This is a genomic window from Streptomyces sp. NBC_00193 (assembly GCF_026342735.1).
Taxonomy (GTDB): domain Bacteria; phylum Actinomycetota; class Actinomycetes; order Streptomycetales; family Streptomycetaceae; genus Streptomyces; species Streptomyces stoeckheimensis.
Genome location: NZ_JAPEMM010000001.1, coordinates 5,668,796 through 5,687,467, shown reverse-complemented (window position 1 = coordinate 5,687,467; position 18,672 = coordinate 5,668,796). Strand labels below are relative to the sequence as shown.

The following is an 18,672-nucleotide window of genomic DNA, read 5'->3' as shown; positions in this document are numbered from 1 at the left end:
CGTCACCTGCCGTCCGTGAGAGCGCAGAGCACCGTCAGGTCGTCGCCGGTCCGCGCCGCCCCGGGCCCGGAGAGCAGGGCGCGCAGGGGTGTGGCGTCACCGCCGTTGGCGCGGAGCGTGGCCGCGAGGCCGCAGAAGAACCGCTCCGAGGGCAACGGCCCCGCCTCGGGCGGCAGTTCCCGTACGGAGGGGTGGTCGAGCGTCAGGGCCGCACAGCCGTCGGTGGCGAGTACGACCCCGCTCAGCCGCGGCTCCCAGACCACGAAGGACCGTAAGCGCAGCGCGGCCCCGGGCGACGAGAGGAAGACCGTCTCCGGTGCGCCCGGAGCGGGCGGCGGCAGGACCAGATGGCACCGCTCGCGCTCCTCGCCGCCCGGCCCGGACCCGCCGGGGTCCCGGGTCAGTACCGTCCCGAAGCAGTCGCCGACCGAGAGGAACGCCACCCAGGGCGGCCGGACGACGGCCGCCGCCAGCGTGGCGGCCAGCGCCCCGGCGTCCACCGGCTCCGACGGGTCCGGGGGCTCCGAGGGCCCGGCCACCGCCGACAACACGCCCTCCACCGCCCGCCGGTAGTCCCCGATGATCCTGGCGCCGGCCTCGGCGATCCACCCGGTCCACACCTCCGGAGCGTCCCCCGCCCCGGGGACGCCCTCGGCCAGGATCCGGCAGGCGGCGTCCACGGCGAGGTGCGCGCCGAGGGCGCTGCGCTCCCTGCCGCCGGCGCCGTCCGCGACGGCCAGCACCGCCGTCCCGTCCCACTCGACCGCCTTGAAGGCGTCCTGGCAGCCCTGCCCGCGGGCCAGGTGGGCGGTCCCCTGGACCGCGGCCCCCGCGACGATCACCGGTACCGCTCGTCGAGCAGGCGCAAGCGCCGCCGGCGCTCCACCAGGTCGGCCACCTGTCCGTGGATCTCGTCGGCGGCCTGGACCGCCCCGATCCGGTCCGAGCTCTGGAACAGCAGATCGAGGATCTGAGCGAAGTCCAGGCCCTCCAGCATCAGGGCTCCCTTGGGGGCGAGGACCCGCAGCAGCTCCAGGTCGGCGCCGCTCACACCGATCGCCTGGAGCACGCATTCGCCCCGCTCCTCGCCGCGCCGCACCTTCTCCGCCGTACCGGCCAGGGCGGCGGGGTCCATCCGCTCCCCGTCGGCGTCGCTCGGGGCTCCGTCCGTCAGCACCCACAGGAACGGCCTGCGCACCTGGACCCGTTGCTCCTGCAGCGTCCGGTGGCGCGCCCGGGCCAGGTCGAGCGCGATCTCGACGGCCTCCGTCATCCGGGTCAGCCCGGACGCCTCCAGCCGGGGCGGGCGCATCCGGTCCACCGGTACGAAGAGCCGGTCGGTCACGGCCTCCTCGACCGGAACCAGCTGCTCCCGGTCCGGGTCGAAGACCCGGACCCGCGAGTCGAAGGTGATCAGGCACACCTCGACCCGCGCGCGCAGCCTCGGCTCCGCCCGCACCCCGTCGAACCAGCCGGTCAGCGCCCGGCTGAGCTCGTCGATCCGGGGACTCCCGGCCGGGCGCCCCATGGAGGCCGACGTGTCGAGGAGCAGGACGACGGGCTGCCGTTCGTCGTTGCCCTGCGCCAGTCCGAACCCGTACTCACTCATCCCCCCACACCCCACCCTGGTCCGTCCGGGCCGCCCCGCGGGCGACGCGCAGATGCCGCGAGGCCTCGTACCCCACGATCACCTCCGTGCCCGGCGCCGCGCCCGGGGGCTCCGGGAGCATGCGCAGCAGCACTCCTTCGACCAGGACGTACGCGTCGGGATCGGGCCAGGTGATCACCCGGCCCGTTGCCCCGCGCCCCCACTCTTCCATCCCACCGCTCATGCGCCCACGCTAGGTGACAGATCATCAACTCTGGTCGTGACAGCGAAGATTACCCAGGCCATGATCCCCCCGCACCCCCCTTGCGCGGCCCCGGTGCGCCCCTCGTGCGCACCGGGGCGCCCCTCCATTGCACCGGGTCAGCCGGTCGGCCTCTGGTCGTGCGCCGGGCGGATTCCGGCGGCGATGCACTCCACCACCGCGGCGGCCCGCGGGGTGCGCACCACGAAGTGCACGTCCCAGCGCGCCCCGCGCGCCAGCTCCGCCTCCACCGCCGCCCACACGGCGCCCACGCTGACCTCGTAGGACAGTCCGCCGCGGCCGGAGCCGAGCAGCGGGAAGCACACCGAGCGCAGCGGCGGTACGTGGCGGTCGCGCTCCTCGGCCAGCAGCGCCAGGACCCGGGACACCGCCCGGGTGACGTCGGCGGGCAGCACGTCGTAGTCGTTGGTCCCGGCCCGGGGGACGGCGATCGCCGCGTGGTAGATGCGCCGTACGCCCTGCGCCGCCAGGGCTCCCGCCCCGGTGGCCGCCACGGTGCCGGGCCGCACCGCGCGCCCCGAAGTGCCGTGCCGCTCCGCCCAGTTGTGCAGCTCCGTGGGCAGTGGGTCGTCCAGGAGCTCGCCGGTCATCCCGTGCACTGCGGCCGCCCGCCGCAGCGACGCGGCGATGGACGACTTGTAGACCTCGGGCAGCGCGAAATGGACATTGGACGGGGAGACGACCACGTCCACGTCGCGCAGCAGGTCCACGGGGTGCACGTGCACCGTGAGGCCGACGGTCCGGCCGGCCGCCCGGACCTGCACGGACCGATGGGTGCCCGCCCCGCCCCCGTCCACCGGACCCGCCGGTCCGACCGGTCCGCCCAGGCCTCCCGGTCCGCCGGGCGCGGCCGCGGACGCGTCCGCCGCCAGCCGCACGATGTGCTCGGCGACCTGGCCGAGGACCATCACCTCCTGGTCCTTGCGGAACCGCTCGACGCTCACTCCGTAGACCGAGGCCGCCCTGGCACGGCGGGAGGACGCCGGCCAGTCCCGGGTTCCCTGGGCCAGGCCCAGGGTGTACTCGGCGGCGGTGCGCAGGGTCCCCGCGTCCAGGCGGGCCACCGCGCTTCGCAGCAACACCTCTATCGGCGCCCCCGGCTGCCGGGCGCCGCCGGACGTGACCGTCGTCGCAGCCGCTTCCAGCCCGGGCAGCGCACGCCCCCGCAGCCGGATCAGTCCCGCGCGCCTGACCTCCTTCAGTTCAGCAAGAAGTGACGCGTAATCAGAAAGAGGTAAGGCCATGGCCTCACGATGACATCACCCTTCGCAGGCGGACAAGCCGCGGGCGGAGGCCCCGCGGGCCTCCGTGCGGGTCGTCACCACCCCACGGGCTCCGACACCTCCGCCCACAACGGGTCGAGGAGCCGGTTCACTTCCTTGAGGCCCGCCGGGGATCCGAGGTCTTCGACACCCCGTTCCGGCAGCACCTCCAGGGCCCGGCCGTGGCGGTCGTCGAAGCGATCGTGGAAGAGCACCACGGCGTTCTCGGGCCGGTTGCGGCGGGACTGCCATACGAGCCCCGTGGCGTCGGGCGCCTGGGCCCGGATCTCGCTCGCCCAGCGCCGCGCCTTCGCATAGCTCCTCTCGTCGTCCAGGAGCTCGGCGTTCCGGCGTACGGCCGCGAGGTCGGCCTCCCCGACCAGGGAGACCACGGTCAGTTCGCACGTGGTGCGCAGCACGCTCAACGCCCGTCCCTGGACCAGGGCGTAGGGGATCATCCGCTTCTCGCCCGTCCAGGGCACGGAGCGCAGCACGCTCTCCGCGACGGCCGTCAGTGCGCTGTCGGCCAGGTACAGGCTGTGGTACGGGTCCAGCACGGTGCCTTCGAAGCGGCCGCCCTCGAAGTGGATGTCCGCGAGGGTGGGATTGAACTGGGTCGGCCTGTACTTGGCCTTGTGCACCCGCCACAGTTCCGTGCCGGCCGGGATCACCGTGAGGTTGGGGTGCAGTTCCTCCTTGATCATGGGGAACAGCCTGATCATCGGCATGGAGTTGCCCCTCATCACTCCCCCTCCACGAGTGCGGTGGCCGCACCGACGAGTTCGTGGTCCCGCATCCGGCCCAGCAACGACACCGGGGGCCCGCTCAGCCAGCTGTTGCCGCCGTACCACCAGGCGGCGGCGCCCCGGGGGTCGACCTCCGCCATGAGCAGCCGGTTGACCTCGAGCACCACCTCGTACGGGGTGCCGCCGCCGGCGGGGAACTGGAACTCCGGGTAGCGGTAGCCGTTCGGCGGGTCCGGCAGTCTGATCAGCTCGGGCGGCGGCGCCCCACCGCAGCGGGCCGTCGCCTCGGCCGCCGAGAGGGCCGGCTCCCGGAGCAGCGGGTCGGCCGCGCGGTCGGCGCGGCCTGCCGGGTCCCTGTCCGGGACGGCTTCCGGGACGGCTTCCGGGCCCGCCTCCGGGGCGGCCTGCGGTTCGGGCTCCGGGACGGGGGCCCCGCCCGGTGCCGCCAGCAGGTCGACCAGCTTCAGCGCATCCGTCACGGCCTGCGGCCCGGGAGGCGCGGCAACCAGGCGCACCCCGTCCACCATGGTGCGCACCGGATGGCCGAACGGCAGTTGCCGCAGGGCCAGCCTGACCCCCTGCAGCGCCCTGGGGACCGCCATGCCGTCGCCCGGTGACGCTTCGGCGAGCGCCTTGAGCCGGGTGAGCAGCAGTGCGTGCTGCGCGTCGTCGAGCGCGGTGCGGATGGACTCCAGGTGCTCGCCGATCAGGGTGAGCAACGGCTCCGCGGACGGCCCGCGGCCCTCCTCGTTCATGCTGTCCCTTCTGCCGAGTTCGCCGAGCTCCGGCCCGGATGTCCCTGATGGATGAAGGCGGCCCAGAGCGCGGTCCGTTCCAGTCCCGGCTGTTCCATCTCCCGGAGCAGGTCGCCCCGGAGGGAACCCGGGTTCTTCCGTTCGGGGTCGAGCATCCACAGCTGCGCGGCCCTCAGGGCGTCCACGGGGCTGAGCCCGTCGACGGCCAGATGGTGGTGGAACACCGCCATCAGCAGCGCCGACGCACTGTCCTGGGCCAGCCAGCGCGATCCCACGACGTCCCGGGCCCCGGCGGCGACGAACGCGGTGGTGAGGGTCAGCGCCTCGTCGTGGTCCCGCATGCTCAGATCGGTCTGGCACGCACTCAGCACGACCAACGGCCCGTCGGGCGCCTCCTGTCGGCCCCCGTGGTCGAGCAGCCGGGTCACCGTCAGCGGGGCCGGGGTGTACGCGTCGTCGGCCACGAGGTCCAGGGCCGAGACCGTGGGCCGGGTGCCCGCCGATCCGTGCGAGGCCACGTGCAGCACGGAGGTGCCGTCGGCGAGGAAGCCCAGCACGGCGTCGGGCGTACCGGCCGGCAGTTCCTCGTCGTAGAGCGCGCCGCACAGCCGGGCCTGCGGATAGAAGACGTCCCGCAGGGTGGTGACCTCGGCATCGGCGTACGCCAGGCTCATCGTCGGGTCGGCCACCAGAACGGGGAAGGCGGCCGGGTCCCTCGGCGCGCGCCGTGCGGTGCGCAGGAACTGGCCGCCGGACGCCGCGTAGCTGATGACCGCCGTCTGGCAGAGCCGGTCGTGGGCGGCCTCGGCCGGGAGCCTCGCCGCGTGCCACGGCACGATGCCCAGGCGCCCGCAGGGCACGAGGACGATGCGCGGCAGCTCGTCCCGGCGCCCGTCACCGGCTGCCGTCAGGCGCTCCTCGATCTCGCCGAGGAGCGGGCCCAGCGCCTGGAAGGCCCAGTCGCACAGTTCCTCCAGGGCCTCTTCCCACGTCCGGGCCAGGGACGGGTCGTGCGGGCTGCCGTCCCGCGCCGCCGCTGCCTCCACGTACCGTGCGAGGGGCCCGCCCTCGACGTCGCGGAGTTCCGGCAGTGCGCCCGCACCGGCTCCGAGCTCCGGCCCCACCACGATCGCCAGGCCCGGGCCCGCGGTGTCTCCGGCCACCAGGTAGAGGAGCGCGTCCGCACCGGCGTCGGCGAGCCCGTCGGCGAGGTCGCTCAGCGTGGGAGTGCCCAGGAGGCCCCCTTCCCCGCGGTAGCCGAGGGCATCGAGGGCTTCGCGGCGCAGCGTGCTCGGGAGCAGTCCGGGAACCTCTCCCGCGTCGCCGGGGGCCTCGCCCCCGGCGGCCGCCCGCCAGGCCTCCGCGAGGTCCTGTCGTCCTGCGTCCTCCAGCAGTTCGGGCACGGCCGAGGCGGTGGAGGCCGCCTGCAGGACCAGGGCCCGCCCCAGTTCGAGGGCCGCCACGGCCTCGTGCAGCCTGCCGTACGAGGCCGCCATGCGGGCCGCCCGTACGCCTCGGCTCGCCCCGGTACGGGCAGCCAGCAGTCCGTGCTCGACGCCCGACTGGAGGAGGACGTCGGCGGCGAGCGCCGTCAGCGCCTCCGCGGCGGCGTCCACGACGCCCGTGTCCTCCGGGTCCGGCTCGTCCTTCGCCCGGAGCCGGCGCAGGTGGTACGACTCGGCCAGCTGCCACAGCGCGTCGGCGGCGATCCGCGGCGCCCGGCCCTCCCGTACGCCGGCCCGGAGCCGTTCGAGTTCCTCGATCAGGGTATCGAGCACCGCCGGGTCGCCGTCGAGGCCGAACCGCATGCCCAGGGAGAGCGTGGAGGTGTACAGGTCCTCCAGCGAAGCGTCCGGGGCCGGGGGAACGTAGTCGGGGACCGGGCCCGCCCGGTCGCCCGTGAGGGCGGCGCGGATCAGGTCGAGCTCCCCCGCCCACGGCGTGGACAGCTCGCCGGCGAACGGCAGCCCGCTCCCCTCGGCACGGGCCATCCCCCGCTCGATGTGGGGCAGGGCCTTCAGCAGGGTCTCCTTGTCCCGGGTCAGCATCCCGAGCGAGGCGTGGACCGTACCGAGCGCCCAGTCGACGGCGAACCGCAGCGGGACGCTCTCGGCGACGTCCGCCCCCAGGGCTTCGGCTTCCCCCACGAGGTCCCGGAGCCCGGCGACGTCCTCCGTCTCCCTCGCTTCCATCGCCCGGAAGGTGATCTCCATGGCACGGGTGAAGGCGGCAGGGTCTCCCAACCCCGGAGGCAGCTTTCCTGCCGACTTCTGCAAGTGGTCGGCGACCGCGCCGATGTGGGCCCGGCCGGCCGACAGGTCCTGGTAGGTGCCGCCCACGGTCGAACTGATGCTCAGCAGGAGTGCCCTCAGGCTCTCCAGGGCCCCCGCCGCCGATTCCAGGCCCGGCATGGGCAGGTCCTGCACCGAACGGAGCCTTTGGAGCAGCTCGTTGAGCGCGTGCGGGTCACCGCTGCCCAGGAGGGAGTCGAGCCCTTGGCTGGTCGCGTTCACGGCGTCCAGGGCGGCGACCGTGTTGCGGAAGGCTTCGGCATCGATCGGGGGCCGCGGCTCGGGATCCGGGGCCTTCGGCTCGGGAGCCCTCTTCGGCTCCGGCTCGGGAGCCGGCTCCGGCTCCTGCTGCGGCACGGGGTCCGGTGCCGGTGCCGGTGCCGGCGCCGGGTCCGGGTCCGGGTCCGGATCGACATCCCGCTCCCACACCGGCCCGGGAGGCGCGGCGGAGGACGGGCCCGTCGACGCCATCGCCCCGAACATGCCGTCGACCATCTGGTTCAGCTGATCCGCGAACGGCGAACCCGGCGGCACCATGGTCGTCAGCAGATCGGAGAGTCCCTGAGCGGAAGGGGCCGCGAAGAGCGTCTGCGCCTGGCGCATCGGACCGAGCAGCTCCGGCGACAGCGGCAGCTCCGCCGCTTCGTTCATCAGCGTGCCCAGCTCGGCCGCCTTGGCCACCATCCCGGCGGTTCCCGCCTGCCGGAGCCAGTCGAGGTAGCCGGAGAGGTCCGGCGCCGTCGCGAAGTGGCCTTGCTGCGGCTGGACCGGAGTGACGTGGCTCATGAGGAACAGCGCCGCCCACCGCTGCTCTTCCCGGGTCACCACCGCCCCCAGGGGCGCCGAAGGGTCCCGGGCGTCCCGCAGCAGCCGTTCGGCCCGCTCCCGGTCCCCTGCCGAACCGGCCCCCGCCGCGTCCCGCAGGGTCAGCGCACCTGCCAGCCACACGTTCACCGAGCCGCGCAGGGCCTCGTCGTGGTCCAGCAGCCGCGCGAGCTGGTCGAGTTCGGCGACCGAGGCCCTGGAGGCATACGGCGACAGCGGAGCGCCGCCCATGCCGGGGAGCTGCCGCTTCACCCGCTCGATGGCGTCCGACACCCAGGTGCGCAGCCCCTCGACGCCACCGCTCTCCTCCCCGCTCACCCGCATCCCGCCTCTCCGGGCCCCCGCCCACAGCCCCCAACAGCCTTCTCCGGCCCGTGGATCACCCCCACTATGCCGATCCGCCGCGCGGACCGCCTCGACTTCGCGCGCTTCGCCCCGCCGACGACCCGACCCCGCCCCGGAAGTCGCTGCCGACTCCCCTCGGTCGCCCGCCGGTTCGGCGGCGCGGACATCAGCGTGCCGACGCCCGCGACCGGCACCGGTGCGGTGCTCACCACACCGTTGTCCGCGCCGCCGCTTCCCCCTGGGGCCTGTCGCCGAACTCCCGTCTGCCTCACGCCTTCGGGAGACGACGCGAGTCTGACGACAGGACCTTGCTCCCCCCACACGATCAGCGAAGCACCGGACGGGGCACCGGTGAAGGCCGCACCCGGATCTCGCCCGTTGTTCGCCCCGTTCCCGCCCCGACGGGGCGCCGCCCGGGGTGCGTTCCGGTCGAATTCAGGTCGGCTGATGGGAAGTTGGCGACGTTCAGGTACCGACGGAAGCCACCGTCCGACCATCATGGGCCCCAGGCAACGACCGGATGGATTCACCGGGGCTGACGGGGGCGTGGAGACATGGTGGACGAGGAGGAGGCCGGCGGGGTCCGGGCCGTACGGGCCTGGGCCACCGGAGCGACGGAACGCGCGGCCCGGCTGATCGGGCGGGAGGACGAGGACCACCCCTTGTCCGCGGAGGAGTTCGAGGGGGCGATCGCCGAACTCTCGAGGCTGCGGCACCTCCTGGACCACGACCGATTCCTGCTCGGCAGGGTCACCCTGGTGCTCGGCGTCCTGCACGCCAAGCGCCACGTCTCCGATCACGGCACACCGGCCGACCCGGAACGCGCCCGGCAGCTCCTGGACGAGGTGCGGGATCCGGCGACGGCCGCCGGGGAGCTGATGACGGACGAGGGCAGGCAGTGGGCGGCGATGTTCCTGCTGGTGGCGTCGAGCCCCACGCAGCCGGGCCGCCAGACGGCCGGGTCCCCCCCGGACAAGTGGACCGTGCTCGACCGCGCTATGGCGCAGGGTCCCGAACAGAACGCCGCCGAGGCTGCGCGGGTCTCTGCGCTGGCCGCCGAGATCGGCAAGCTGTCGATGCTGCCACCGGAACTCCAGGGCCAGTTGCAGCAGATGCAGGACCTCTTGTCGTACGTGGAGCAGAGCGATCTGTCCGACCCCGACGCGGTCATGACCATGCTGCCCCCCGACTTTCCGTTCAGGGATCAGCTGCAGACGCTGCTGGGCCTGATCCCACCGGACCCCGACCCCTCGGCCCCACGAGCACCGAGCACCACCGGTCCGGCTCCGACCTCGGAGCCGGAGCCCGCGCCCGAGCCGGAGGACCAGGACGACATCACCGTCACGAACGCATGGTTGACCGCCCTGCTCGGCCTGTCGGATGCGATGAGGACCGGCGACCCCGAGTCCGTCAACCACCTCCTCCAGCGGCTCGGCGGACAGCTGGACAGCCTGCCCCCGGGGCACGGCCGGGCATCCGAGATCCAGAACCTGATGCGCATGGTGTTGCAGACGGCCGCGCCCCTCGGGGGCAGTCTCGTCGACAGCGTCGAGTCCCTCCGGCACACCGGGTCCGTCGTCGACCACTTCGCGCAGCGGGGGACCGGCGATCCCGGAGAAGCCCACCTCGCCGTCGCGGCCAGGGCGACCGGTCTGTTCGCGAGGATGCGGGCCGCGATGGAGATGGAGGACGAAGCTGAGTTCCTGCGGCTGATGGGCGAGCTGGAGGCTCTCGAAGCCTCCGTGCCCCCTGATCATCCGTTCCACTGGATGCTGATGCTCCTCCACGGTTCCGGACTCACCGTGCTCGGCGAACTCACCCACGACGACGAGACCATCGTGCGCGGCCTGGACCGGCAGGAGGCCGCCCTGGCGGCCAGGCCCAGGGACGAGGCCGTGTTCCCCACGGCACAACTCGCGACGGTCGTCGAAGGGCTGCGCGTCTCGCGGGCCGTGATGAGCCGTTCACCGGATCTCATGCCCCGCCCCGCTCCGCCGGCCCCGGGCGACCCGACGAGCACCTGGTACCTCGCCGCCATGACGGCGGGCCTCCGGTACTCCACCTCGCAGGACCCCGCCGACCTGGACGACGCCATCAGCGGACTGGAGCACGTCCGCGAGGAGGTCCGCCAGGGCCGGTCGCAGCTCCTGGCCTTCTCCGCGCTGTGGCAGCTCGCGGAGTACTACCGGATGCGTCTGGGCCTTGCCCGGGACCCGGCCGACCAGGACGCCGCCACGGACGCGGCGATGGAATCGCTGCAGGCGCTCGCCGGTGACGTCGTCCTGCAGTCCGGCCCCGACCACGGTCTGCTGACCGCCCGTACCGGGGCCGAGCGCGGGGTGCAGGCCGCCATCTGGGCCGCTTCCCAGGGCCGCGTCGAGGAGGCGGTGGCCGCGCTGGAACTGGGCCGGGCCCTGGTGCTGCAAGCCGCGTCGGCCTCTCGGGCCGTACCGGAACTGCTGGAGGCCCGCGGCCACCACGGCCTCGCACAGGAGTGGCGCGCCGCGGCACCGGCACCCGAGGCATCCGCGCCCGGAGCCGGAGCGATCCCCGACGTCCTCCCCCGTGAGCTGCCCAGTTCCCTGCGGCGCCGGGCCCTGGAGGCCCTGGGCCACCGTGAGCGGGACGGCGCCCTCTTCCGCACCCCCACGGTCGACGAGCTCAAGGCCGGGTTGGCCGAGGGCGACGCGGACGCGCTGGTGTACCTGCTCGCGGGCGAAGGCAGCACGCCCGGCATGGCCGTCGTCCTGGGCCCGGACATGGGGACGGGCGTACGGGCCCTGCCGCTCCTGTCCGGGGAGAAGAGCGGCCCGCTGGAGCGGTTCCTCGACGCCTCGGCCGCGTATCAGGTCCGGCCCCCCGCGCCCGGGGCCGCGCAGACCTGGGAGGACGCCCTGTCCGAGCTCTGCGACTGGGCGACCGACGCGGTGATCCTCCCGGTGATCTCGGGCGTCGCGGAACGGCTCGCCGCGAACGAGAACCGGCGCAGGGACCGCCCCGGGGGCCCCAGGATCGTGCTGGTGCCCTGCGGCCGCCTGGGTGTCGTGCCCTGGCACGCGGCGCGGCTGCCGGCCGAGGCACCCAGCGACTACGTCTGCCAGATCATGGTCATCAGCTACGCGGCGTCCGGCCGCCAGTTCCTCAACACGGTCCGGCGCGGCAGGCGCGCCCCGGCGGACGCCCCCGTCCTGGTGGCGGACCCGACCATGAGCCTCCCGTACGCGGAGCTCGAAGTCGTGGCGCTCCAGCAGACCCTGTACCCGCGAGCGCGCCTGTACGGGGAGTTCTACGAGCCCCCCGTCGCACCCGCGGCGGCCGGCACTCCGAACGACCTCCTCGCCGCCCTCGCCGGTGCCCCGTCCCTGCTCCACGTGGCCTGTCACGGTTCGGCCGGCACCAACCCGACCGCGTCGGCGCTGCGCCTGGCCCCCGAGACGGACGGGCCGGCGGACGGGCCGGGGGGAGACCGGACCGACGACCTGCTGACCGTCGCGCGGCTGCTCGATCACCCCGCGGGGGAACAGAACGCCCCCGACGGCCCCCTGGTCGTGCTCAGTGCCTGCGAGACGGACCTGAGCAAGCGCGACCACGACGAGGCGCTCACCCTGACGAGCGCCTTCGTGGCGAACGGCGCGCGGGACGTGGTGGGATCCCGGTGGGCGACCAGGGACTCGGCCGCGGCCCTGATGATGGCCGTGTTCCACCACTACCTGACCGTCGAGGGGTTGAGCCCCGTGGACGCGCTCCACTCGGCCCAGAGCTGGATGCTCGACCCGGAGCGCGAGAATCCGGGTTCACTCGGCGACAGCCTGCTGGAGGAACTGGCCGGCGGTCCGGAGCTGGACCACCCGGCGGTCTGGGCCGCCTTCGTCCACCAGGGTCATCCGGGCCCGTCCCGGGTCAGGAATCGAGCCAGATCGGGTTCGTGAACGCGGCGGGTGCGCCGGGCAGGGATGGCGCCTGCACCGGGTGGCGGACCTCCGCGCGGACGTACGCGGCCCGCGCGGACGTCGTGCGCCACTCCAGGGAGGCCGCCCCCGGCGCCGTGAAGACGAGCCTGGTCCGTGACCAGCCGCAGGTCGCAGCCCTCCACCCCGGTCACCGACAGGCGTACGAGGACCTCCGCGGTCGGGTCGCCGCCCCGCAGCCGCTCCCCTGTGCCCGCGGCGGCCGTCGGAGTGCACGGAGTGCACGTGGCAGTCCCCGCGGTACCAGGCGCGGCCGCGGCCGGGAACCCGTTCGGGCGGGTGGGTCACGGGGGCCGGGAGGGATGCCACGGGGACGTACACGAAGTCCGGGGCGCCGGGCGGGATCGCGCTGACGGATCGCGCCCAGGGTCTTGCGCGACACCCTGTTCCGTTTCTACTCTCTCCGCCAATGGTTAGGAACCATTCCTAACCATTGACCGGGAGACCCAACCGGCCGCTCCCCCCACTCGCGCAGCACCCACCCGAGGACGCCCGATGTCACGAGCACATCAGCAACGCTCCGCACACAGAGACCGCCGCCCCCACTGGCACCGCCCGCTGGCGGGAGTCGCCGCCCTCGCCGCCGCCGTGGCGGGCATCAGCGGCCTCGGCGCCCCCGCGGCGACGGCCGTCGCAGCCGGAGTATCGGCCCACGCCGCCACCGCCGCAGCCGCCCCGGTGCTGGTCTCGACCGGAAAGCCCACGACCGCGTCCTCGGTCGAGGCGAGCGGCTTCGACGCGGCCAAGGCCGTGGACGCCAGCGCCTCGACCCGCTGGGCCAGCGCGGAGGGCGTGGACCCGCAGTGGATCCGCATCGACCTCGGAACGGCGCACACCATCAGCCGGGTCAAGCTCAGCTGGGAGGCCGCGTACGGGAAGACGTACAAGATCCAGACCTCGAACGACGGGACGAACTGGACCGACGTCTACTCCACCAGCACCGGCAACGGAGCGACCGACGACCTGACGGTCACCGGCACCGGCCGCTACGTCCGCATGCACGGCACCGCGCGGGGCACCGCGTACGGCTACTCCCTCTGGGAGTTCGAGGTCTACGGCTCCCCGGTCTCCGGCGGCTCCGACACCACCGCGCCCAGCGCTCCGGGCAGTCTGCGCGCGACGGCCACCACCTCGAACAGCGCCTCGCTGGCCTGGAACGCCGCCACCGACAACGTGGGCGTCACCGGCTACGACGTCTACCGCGGCGCCACACAGGTGGGAACGGCCACCGGGACCTCGTACACGGACACCGGCCTCACCGCCTCCACCGCCTACGGCTACACGGTCAAGGCGCGGGACGCGGCGGGCAACACCTCCGCGGCGAGCAATGCGCTCAGCGTCACCACCCAGCCCGCGGGCGGCTCCGGTGCGGCCGTTCCGTTCGGCAGCCACACCCGCCCCTACACCGCCGGGACGCTGAAGCCGTCCGGCGCCCAGGGCACGCTCGACCAGAAGACCATCGACTACTACACCCACTGGAAGTCCGCGTTCGTCCGGCAGAACTGCGGCAACGGCTGGTACCAGGTCATCTCCCCCGATGCCGACCACCCCTACGTGGCCGAGGCCCAGGGGTACGGCATGGTGATCGCCGCGACGATGGCCGGCGCCGACCCGGACGCGAAGAAGATCTTCGACGGTCTGACCAAGTGGACGATCGACCACCCCTCGTCGGTCAACCCGGACCTGCTCGCCGCGGAGCAGGACACCGCCTGCCGGAGCGTCAACGGCGGTGACGGTGCGACCGACGGCGACATGGACGTCGCGTACGGCCTGCTCCTCGCCGACAAGCAGTGGGGCAGCGCGGGCACGTACAACTACAAGGCCCTCGCGATCAAGCACATCAACGCGATCAAGAAGGACGAGCTCAACCCGTCCACCAACCTGCTGAAGCTGGGCGACTGGAGCAGCTCCGGCGACCAGTACTACTACATCACCCGCACCTCGGACTGGATGGTCGACCACTTCCGGGCCTTCCGCACGGCGACCGGCGACTCGGCCTGGGACACCGTCCGCACCGCGCACCAGAACCAGATCACCAACCTGCAGGCCTCCTACGCGCCGAACACCGGGCTCCTGCCCGACTTCGTCGTCAACACGAACACCACCCCCAAGCCCGCCCCCGGCCAGGTCCTCGAGGACCCGAACGACGGCGCCTACTGGTGGAACGCCTGCCGCACCCCGTGGCGCATCGCGGACGACGCGGTGACCAGCGGGGACGCCAAGTCCCTCGCGTCGGCCCGGAAGGTCAACGCCTGGATCAAGGGCAAGACCGGCGGCGACCCGAACAAGATAGCCATCGGCTACAAGCTCGACGGCACGCAGATCTCCGCCGGCAGCGAAGCGGCGTACTTCGCCCCGTTCGCCCTGGCCGCCATGACCGACCCGGGCAGCCAGGCCTGGCTGGACGCGCTCTGGAACAAGATGCTGGCCGCTCCGATCGACACCAGCAGCTACTTCTCGGCGAGCATCCAGCTCCAGGTCATGATCACCGCCTCCGGGAACCACTGGGTCCCGTAACCCGACGGGGAGGTGCAGGTACGGCCGCGCCGGCGGGCGCGGCCGTACCCGTGCGCCGGCCGCGGCCCTGCACGTGGGTCAACCGGCCGCCGACGGCTCCGGCCGGCCCGCGTCGTTGACCACGGCCACGATCAGTGCGGCCGTCGCGAACACCAGCGCCCCGCCGGTGAAGGCCCGCGTGTAGCCGTAGGTCATGGCCTCCTGGGCCCGGGCCACGAGCTCCGCGTCGTACGTGCGCAGCCCCGAGAAGTACGCCTCGTCGGCGCGCGGCAGGCGATCGCCCGCGAACGCCGTCGACAGGGCGGCCAGGCCGGCCACCCCGAGCGCTCCGCCGATCTGCTGCGCGGTGTTGAGCAGTCCCGAGGCGCTGCCCGAGTCGTTCTCCGCGACTCCGCGCACCGCGCCGAGCGTCAGCGGTACGAAGGCGCAGCCGAGCCCGGCGCCGGTGACGAACATGGCGGGCATCAGCACACCGGCGTACGAGGAGTGCGGCGTCAGGGTGCCCAGCCAGAGCATGCCGGCCGCGGCGATCACGAGTCCGGGTGCGGCCACCAGCCGGGGCGCCAGCCTGAGCACGAGCTTCGAGCCGATCGCGGCCGTCATGCCGATGCCGGCGCTGAAGGGCAGGTAGGCGAGCCCCGTCCGGACCGCGCCGTAGCCGAGCACGTGCTGCATGAAGAGGGTGAGGAAGTAGAACGTGGAGAACATGCCGAGGCCCGCGAGGAACAGGGCGGCGTAGGTCCCGGCGCGGTTGCGGTCCTTGAGGACGCGCAGCGGGAGCATGGGGTGCTCGATGCGGGACTGGCGGAGCAGGAAGAGGACCAGCAGCACCGCGGCGACGGCGAAGCAGCCGAGGGTGACGGAGTCGGCCCAGCCCTGCTGTCCGCCGCGGGTGACGGCGTACACCAGGCCGAGCAGACCGGCGGTGCCGGCCGCCGCTCCGGAGACGTCGAGCTTCCCGTGGGACCGGTCGGCTTCGTCGAGCACCGTGGTTCCGGCCAGTACGCCGATCCCGATGGGGATGTTCACCAGCAGCACCCAGCGCCAGTCGAGGTATTGGGTGAGGACGCCGCCCAGGATCAGGCCGACGGTCGAACCGGCCCCCGCCATGGCGGCGTAGGTGCCCATGGCGCGGTTGCGTTCCTTGCCCTCGGGGAAGTTCGTGGCGATCAGCGCGAGCGCAGTGGGCGCGGCGACGGCGGCGCCCACGCCCTGGAGCACCCGTGCGCCGATGAGGAGTCCGGCGTCGGGGGCCAGTCCGCCGAGGACCGAGGCCAGTACGAACAGGGCGATGCCGAACCGGAACACCCGGCGGCGGCCGAAGAGGTCTCCGGCCCTGCCGCCGAGCAGCATCAGTCCGCCGAAGGTGACGGCGTAGGCGTTCACCACCCAGGCGAGGTTGCCCGCGGAGATCTCCAGGCCGCTCTGGATGCTCGGCAGGGCGATGTTCACGATGGTCGCGTCGAGCACCACCATCAGCTCGGCCGCGGCGATGACGAGCAGGGCCAGGACCGGACGGCGGCCGGCTCCCGCTCGCGCCGGGACGCTCGCCCCGGGAACGGGGGCCGGGGCGGCCTGCGCTTCGAATGACATGGGACCTCCGGGTGGTGGGCGCAACTCCTGGACCCCGCGCCTCACATGGAGGGGCGACGGGTTCGGTTACCGTGGGTGCCCTCGTCCTCGCGACGACTCCACGGCACGGGCCGACGGATTCAACTGAAGGAAAATTCATGCGTGTTCGCGCGACGAAGGGCATAGCCGTCGCCGCCACCGGCCTGCTCGCCGGTGCCTTCGGCTACGGAGCGGTCAATCTCGGACCGACCTTCTGGGAGGTGCCGCTGGACATGCGGCTGACCTTCCACGCCGAACTGATGAAGATGAACTCGCCGGTGATGCTCTCCGCGATGGCGGTCGCCGGGGTCAGCTCGCTGGCGCTGACCCTGCAGACGCGCGGCCGGGAGCGGGCGCTCGCCGCGGCGGCGACCCTGCTGGTGGGGACTTCCTTCCTGGTCACCCGCTTCGGGAACGTGCCGATCAACGCGCGGATCAAGGTGTGGGCCACCACCTCCGCGCCGGCCGACTACGCCGAGATCCTGCACCGCTGGGACCTGTTCAACCGCACGCGCACCTCCACGGCCCTGATCGCCTTCGTCCTGCTCGTCATCACCGCGGTGGCGCCCCTCCAGGGCCGGCGGGAGTCCGGGTCGGCGCCTTCCTAGAGTCCCTTCAGCTGACGGTCCAGCGCCCGCTCCGACGCCGTCAACGCCTGCTCCCGGGGCATGCGTTCGGGGTGGCCCGGCGGGAGTCCCCGCAGGGCCCCTGGGCCGTCGGGAGCGGTCGGGAAGAGCTGCGGGACGGGCGGGTCGGGGATGAAGAACTGCGTTTCGCCGTAGACGATCAACGCGTCCACGCAGAAGCGCAGGAGGCGCTTCACGAACGCGGGTACGGGGAGGGACACGGGCTCGGACACCGACTCGGGCTCGGACACCGGCACGGCCGCTCAGGCCGAGAGCCGGTCGGACAGGTGGAACACCGTGTCGTCGGCGAGCACGGTCTGGTGGGCCATGCGCAGTTCCAGGCCGGGCTCGATGCCGAGTTCCTCGATGAGCAGCTCGCGGGTGCGCCGGTAGGAGCCCAGGGCGTCGCCGCTGCGGCCGCTGCGGTGCAGGGCCAGCATGAGCCGGGCGCAGAGCCCTTCGCTGAGGGGGTTCTCCGCCACCAGCCGGCTGAGCTCGCCGACCAGTTCCAGGTGCCGGCCGAGCCGCAGATCCAGGTCGATGCGGCGCTTGAGCGCGGTCATGCAGGCCTCGTCGTACTGCAGGGCGGTGCCCGAGAGCGCCGGGCTGTCCCGCAGGCCCTCCAGTGTCGGGCCCCGGCGGAGCGCCAGGGCCTCTCGGTACTGGTTCAGGGCCAGTTCGTGGTGGCCGGCCCGTTCCGAATCCGCCGCCAGGGCGCACAGCCGGTCGAAGCAGACGGTGTCGAGGATGCCGTCGTTGACCTGGAGCTGGTAGCCCGGCGCCCGGGTGCGCAGGGTGCACCAGCGGCCGTCGAGGTCGTGGCGGATCAGGAACTTGCGCAGCTGTGAGACGTAGACCCGCAGGGCGGCGAGCGCGGTGGCCGGCGGCCGGTCGCCCCACAGCTCGCGGATGAGCGCCTCGTTGGACACGGTCCCGTTGGGCCGGACCAGGAGCGTGGCCAGGAGCTGGCGCAGTTTGCGCTGGGGCAGCAGCACTTCGACCGAGTCCACCATGATCTCCAGTGGCCCCAGCAGCCGCAGGGCGACCCTGCGCGGGGTGAGGTCCTGCACGCCGCACGGTGCCTGCCGTTCCATGGTGGCGGTCACGCCAGAACCTCCAGTCGCGGATGGGCGCTGCGGAAGAAGGTCAGCGGCTGCTCCTCGCGCAGGAGGCCGAGGTCGACGACCTCGCCGACGACGATCACGTGGTCGCCGCCCGGGAACGTGGTGTGCAGCCGGCAGTCGAGGAAGGCCAGCGCGTCTCCGAGGACCGGGGAACCGGTCGCGCCGGGGGCGTGGGCCAGTTCACCGAAGCCGGCGGTGTCGCGGCGGGCGAAGGCGCGGCACAGGGCCGCCTGGTCCGAGGCGAGGATGTTGACGGCGAAGGAGCCCGAGGCCCGGATGGCCGCCAGCGCCCGCGAATCCCGGTGGACGCAGACGAGCACCAGTGCGGGGTCGAGCGAGACCGAGGTGAACGAGTTCACCGTGACCCCCACCGGCTCCGCATCCTCCCCCCGGCAGGTGATGACCGCGACACCGGTCGGATATCGTCCGCACACTTCCCGGAGCACTCGCGCCTCCACGACCTCGGTATCCCTTTCCTCGTCTTCCGAAACGGTCAAGCTCTCCACTTAATCCCCCTATGAAAGACTGCGCGCTCCCTGCACCGGCATGGAATTCGTGCTCCGGAAGCAGGGCATTGCAGGTACCCGACCTTAACGATGCGAGGTTGACGCCGCCTACGGCCCAAAGGACGAGGCGGGGCGTACTTTCGTCCGAAGCGCCCGTACCGGAGCACGGCTCCCCGGCGTTCGGCCGCTGGTCACGGACGTGCGGCCGGTGCTGCTCCCGGCCTT

14 protein-coding genes and 1 pseudogene are annotated in these 18,672 nt (G+C 73.2%); 3 read left to right on the top strand and 12 right to left on the bottom strand.

Annotated features, from left to right (window positions below):
- Positions 1 to 2: 2 nt before the first annotated feature.
- The 7 genes from OG898_RS25470 to OG898_RS25440 form a co-directional block, all read right to left on the bottom strand.
- On the bottom strand, positions 3 to 842 hold the full coding sequence (locus tag OG898_RS25470; RefSeq protein WP_266959420.1) for a protein phosphatase 2C domain-containing protein: 840 nt from the start codon (positions 840 to 842) through the stop codon (positions 3 to 5).
- The gene (locus OG898_RS25465; RefSeq protein ID WP_250745243.1) at positions 839 to 1,609 is read right to left on the bottom strand and encodes a hypothetical protein; all 771 of its coding nucleotides are present in this window, start codon (positions 1,607 to 1,609) and stop codon (positions 839 to 841) included. The genes OG898_RS25470 and OG898_RS25465 overlap by 4 nt, the downstream gene beginning before the upstream one ends.
- Entirely contained in the window at positions 1,602 to 1,832 is a 231-nt protein-coding gene (locus OG898_RS25460; RefSeq protein ID WP_266959417.1) for a hypothetical protein, read from the bottom strand. Before OG898_RS25460 ends, OG898_RS25465 begins: the two co-directional genes overlap by 8 nt.
- Before the next feature lie 137 nt (positions 1,833 to 1,969).
- Positions 1,970 to 2,953, bottom strand: a complete 984-nt coding sequence (locus tag OG898_RS25455; RefSeq protein ID WP_266959415.1) for a hypothetical protein — start codon at positions 2,951 to 2,953, stop codon at positions 1,970 to 1,972.
- A gap of 236 nt (positions 2,954 to 3,189) precedes the next feature.
- Positions 3,190 to 3,861, bottom strand: coding sequence for an RES family NAD+ phosphorylase (locus tag OG898_RS25450; protein WP_323184888.1), 672 nt, complete (start codon positions 3,859 to 3,861; stop codon positions 3,190 to 3,192).
- A 14-nt stretch (positions 3,862 to 3,875) separates the two neighbouring features.
- On the bottom strand, positions 3,876 to 4,634 hold the full coding sequence (locus tag OG898_RS25445; RefSeq protein ID WP_266959413.1) for a hypothetical protein: 759 nt from the start codon (positions 4,632 to 4,634) through the stop codon (positions 3,876 to 3,878).
- On the bottom strand, positions 4,631 to 8,074 hold the full coding sequence (locus tag OG898_RS25440; RefSeq protein ID WP_266959411.1) for a CHAT domain-containing protein: 3,444 nt from the start codon (positions 8,072 to 8,074) through the stop codon (positions 4,631 to 4,633). Before OG898_RS25440 ends, OG898_RS25445 begins: the two co-directional genes overlap by 4 nt.
- Positions 8,075 to 8,649: 575 nt before the next feature.
- Here OG898_RS25440 and OG898_RS25435 point away from each other — a divergent pair.
- Positions 8,650 to 12,024, top strand: a complete 3,375-nt coding sequence (locus tag OG898_RS25435; RefSeq protein WP_266959409.1) for a CHAT domain-containing protein — start codon at positions 8,650 to 8,652, stop codon at positions 12,022 to 12,024.
- Here OG898_RS25435 and OG898_RS25430 read toward each other — a convergent pair.
- Positions 11,996 to 12,260: pseudogene (locus tag OG898_RS25430) on the bottom strand (phosphoesterase); the annotation flags it as partial. The gene OG898_RS25435 and the pseudogene OG898_RS25430 overlap by 29 nt on opposite strands.
- 298 nt (positions 12,261 to 12,558) lie before the next feature.
- Here OG898_RS25430 and OG898_RS36325 point away from each other — a divergent pair.
- On the top strand, positions 12,559 to 14,580 hold the full coding sequence (locus tag OG898_RS36325) for a glycosyl hydrolase family 8 (protein ID WP_323184887.1): 2,022 nt from the start codon (positions 12,559 to 12,561) through the stop codon (positions 14,578 to 14,580).
- A gap of 78 nt (positions 14,581 to 14,658) precedes the next feature.
- Here the strand turns inward: OG898_RS36325 and OG898_RS25410 are convergent, their stop codons facing one another.
- A complete protein-coding gene (locus tag OG898_RS25410) occupies positions 14,659 to 16,173 on the bottom strand; it encodes an MFS transporter (RefSeq protein WP_250745238.1) in 1,515 nt (504 codons plus the stop codon).
- 137 nt (positions 16,174 to 16,310) lie between these two features.
- On the opposite strand from OG898_RS25410, the gene OG898_RS25405 reads away from it, so the two are divergent.
- Positions 16,311 to 16,799, top strand: a complete 489-nt coding sequence (locus OG898_RS25405; protein ID WP_250745237.1) for a DUF1772 domain-containing protein — start codon at positions 16,311 to 16,313, stop codon at positions 16,797 to 16,799.
- Here OG898_RS25405 and OG898_RS25400 read toward each other — a convergent pair.
- Genes OG898_RS25400 through OG898_RS25390 form a run of 3 tightly spaced genes read right to left on the bottom strand, consistent with a single transcriptional unit; the run spans position 16,796 to position 18,375 of the window.
- Positions 16,796 to 17,050, bottom strand: a complete 255-nt coding sequence (locus OG898_RS25400; protein WP_266959406.1) for a DUF6059 family protein — start codon at positions 17,048 to 17,050, stop codon at positions 16,796 to 16,798. The genes OG898_RS25405 and OG898_RS25400 overlap by 4 nt on opposite strands.
- Positions 17,051 to 17,080: 30 nt before the next feature.
- Positions 17,081 to 17,923: an AfsR/SARP family transcriptional regulator gene (locus OG898_RS25395; RefSeq protein WP_250745235.1), complete on the bottom strand. Its 843-nt coding sequence runs from the start codon at positions 17,921 to 17,923 to the stop codon at positions 17,081 to 17,083.
- Positions 17,920 to 18,375, bottom strand: a complete 456-nt coding sequence (locus OG898_RS25390; protein ID WP_266960429.1) for a flavin reductase family protein — start codon at positions 18,373 to 18,375, stop codon at positions 17,920 to 17,922. Before OG898_RS25390 ends, OG898_RS25395 begins: the two co-directional genes overlap by 4 nt.
- Positions 18,376 to 18,672: the final 297 nt, after the last annotated feature.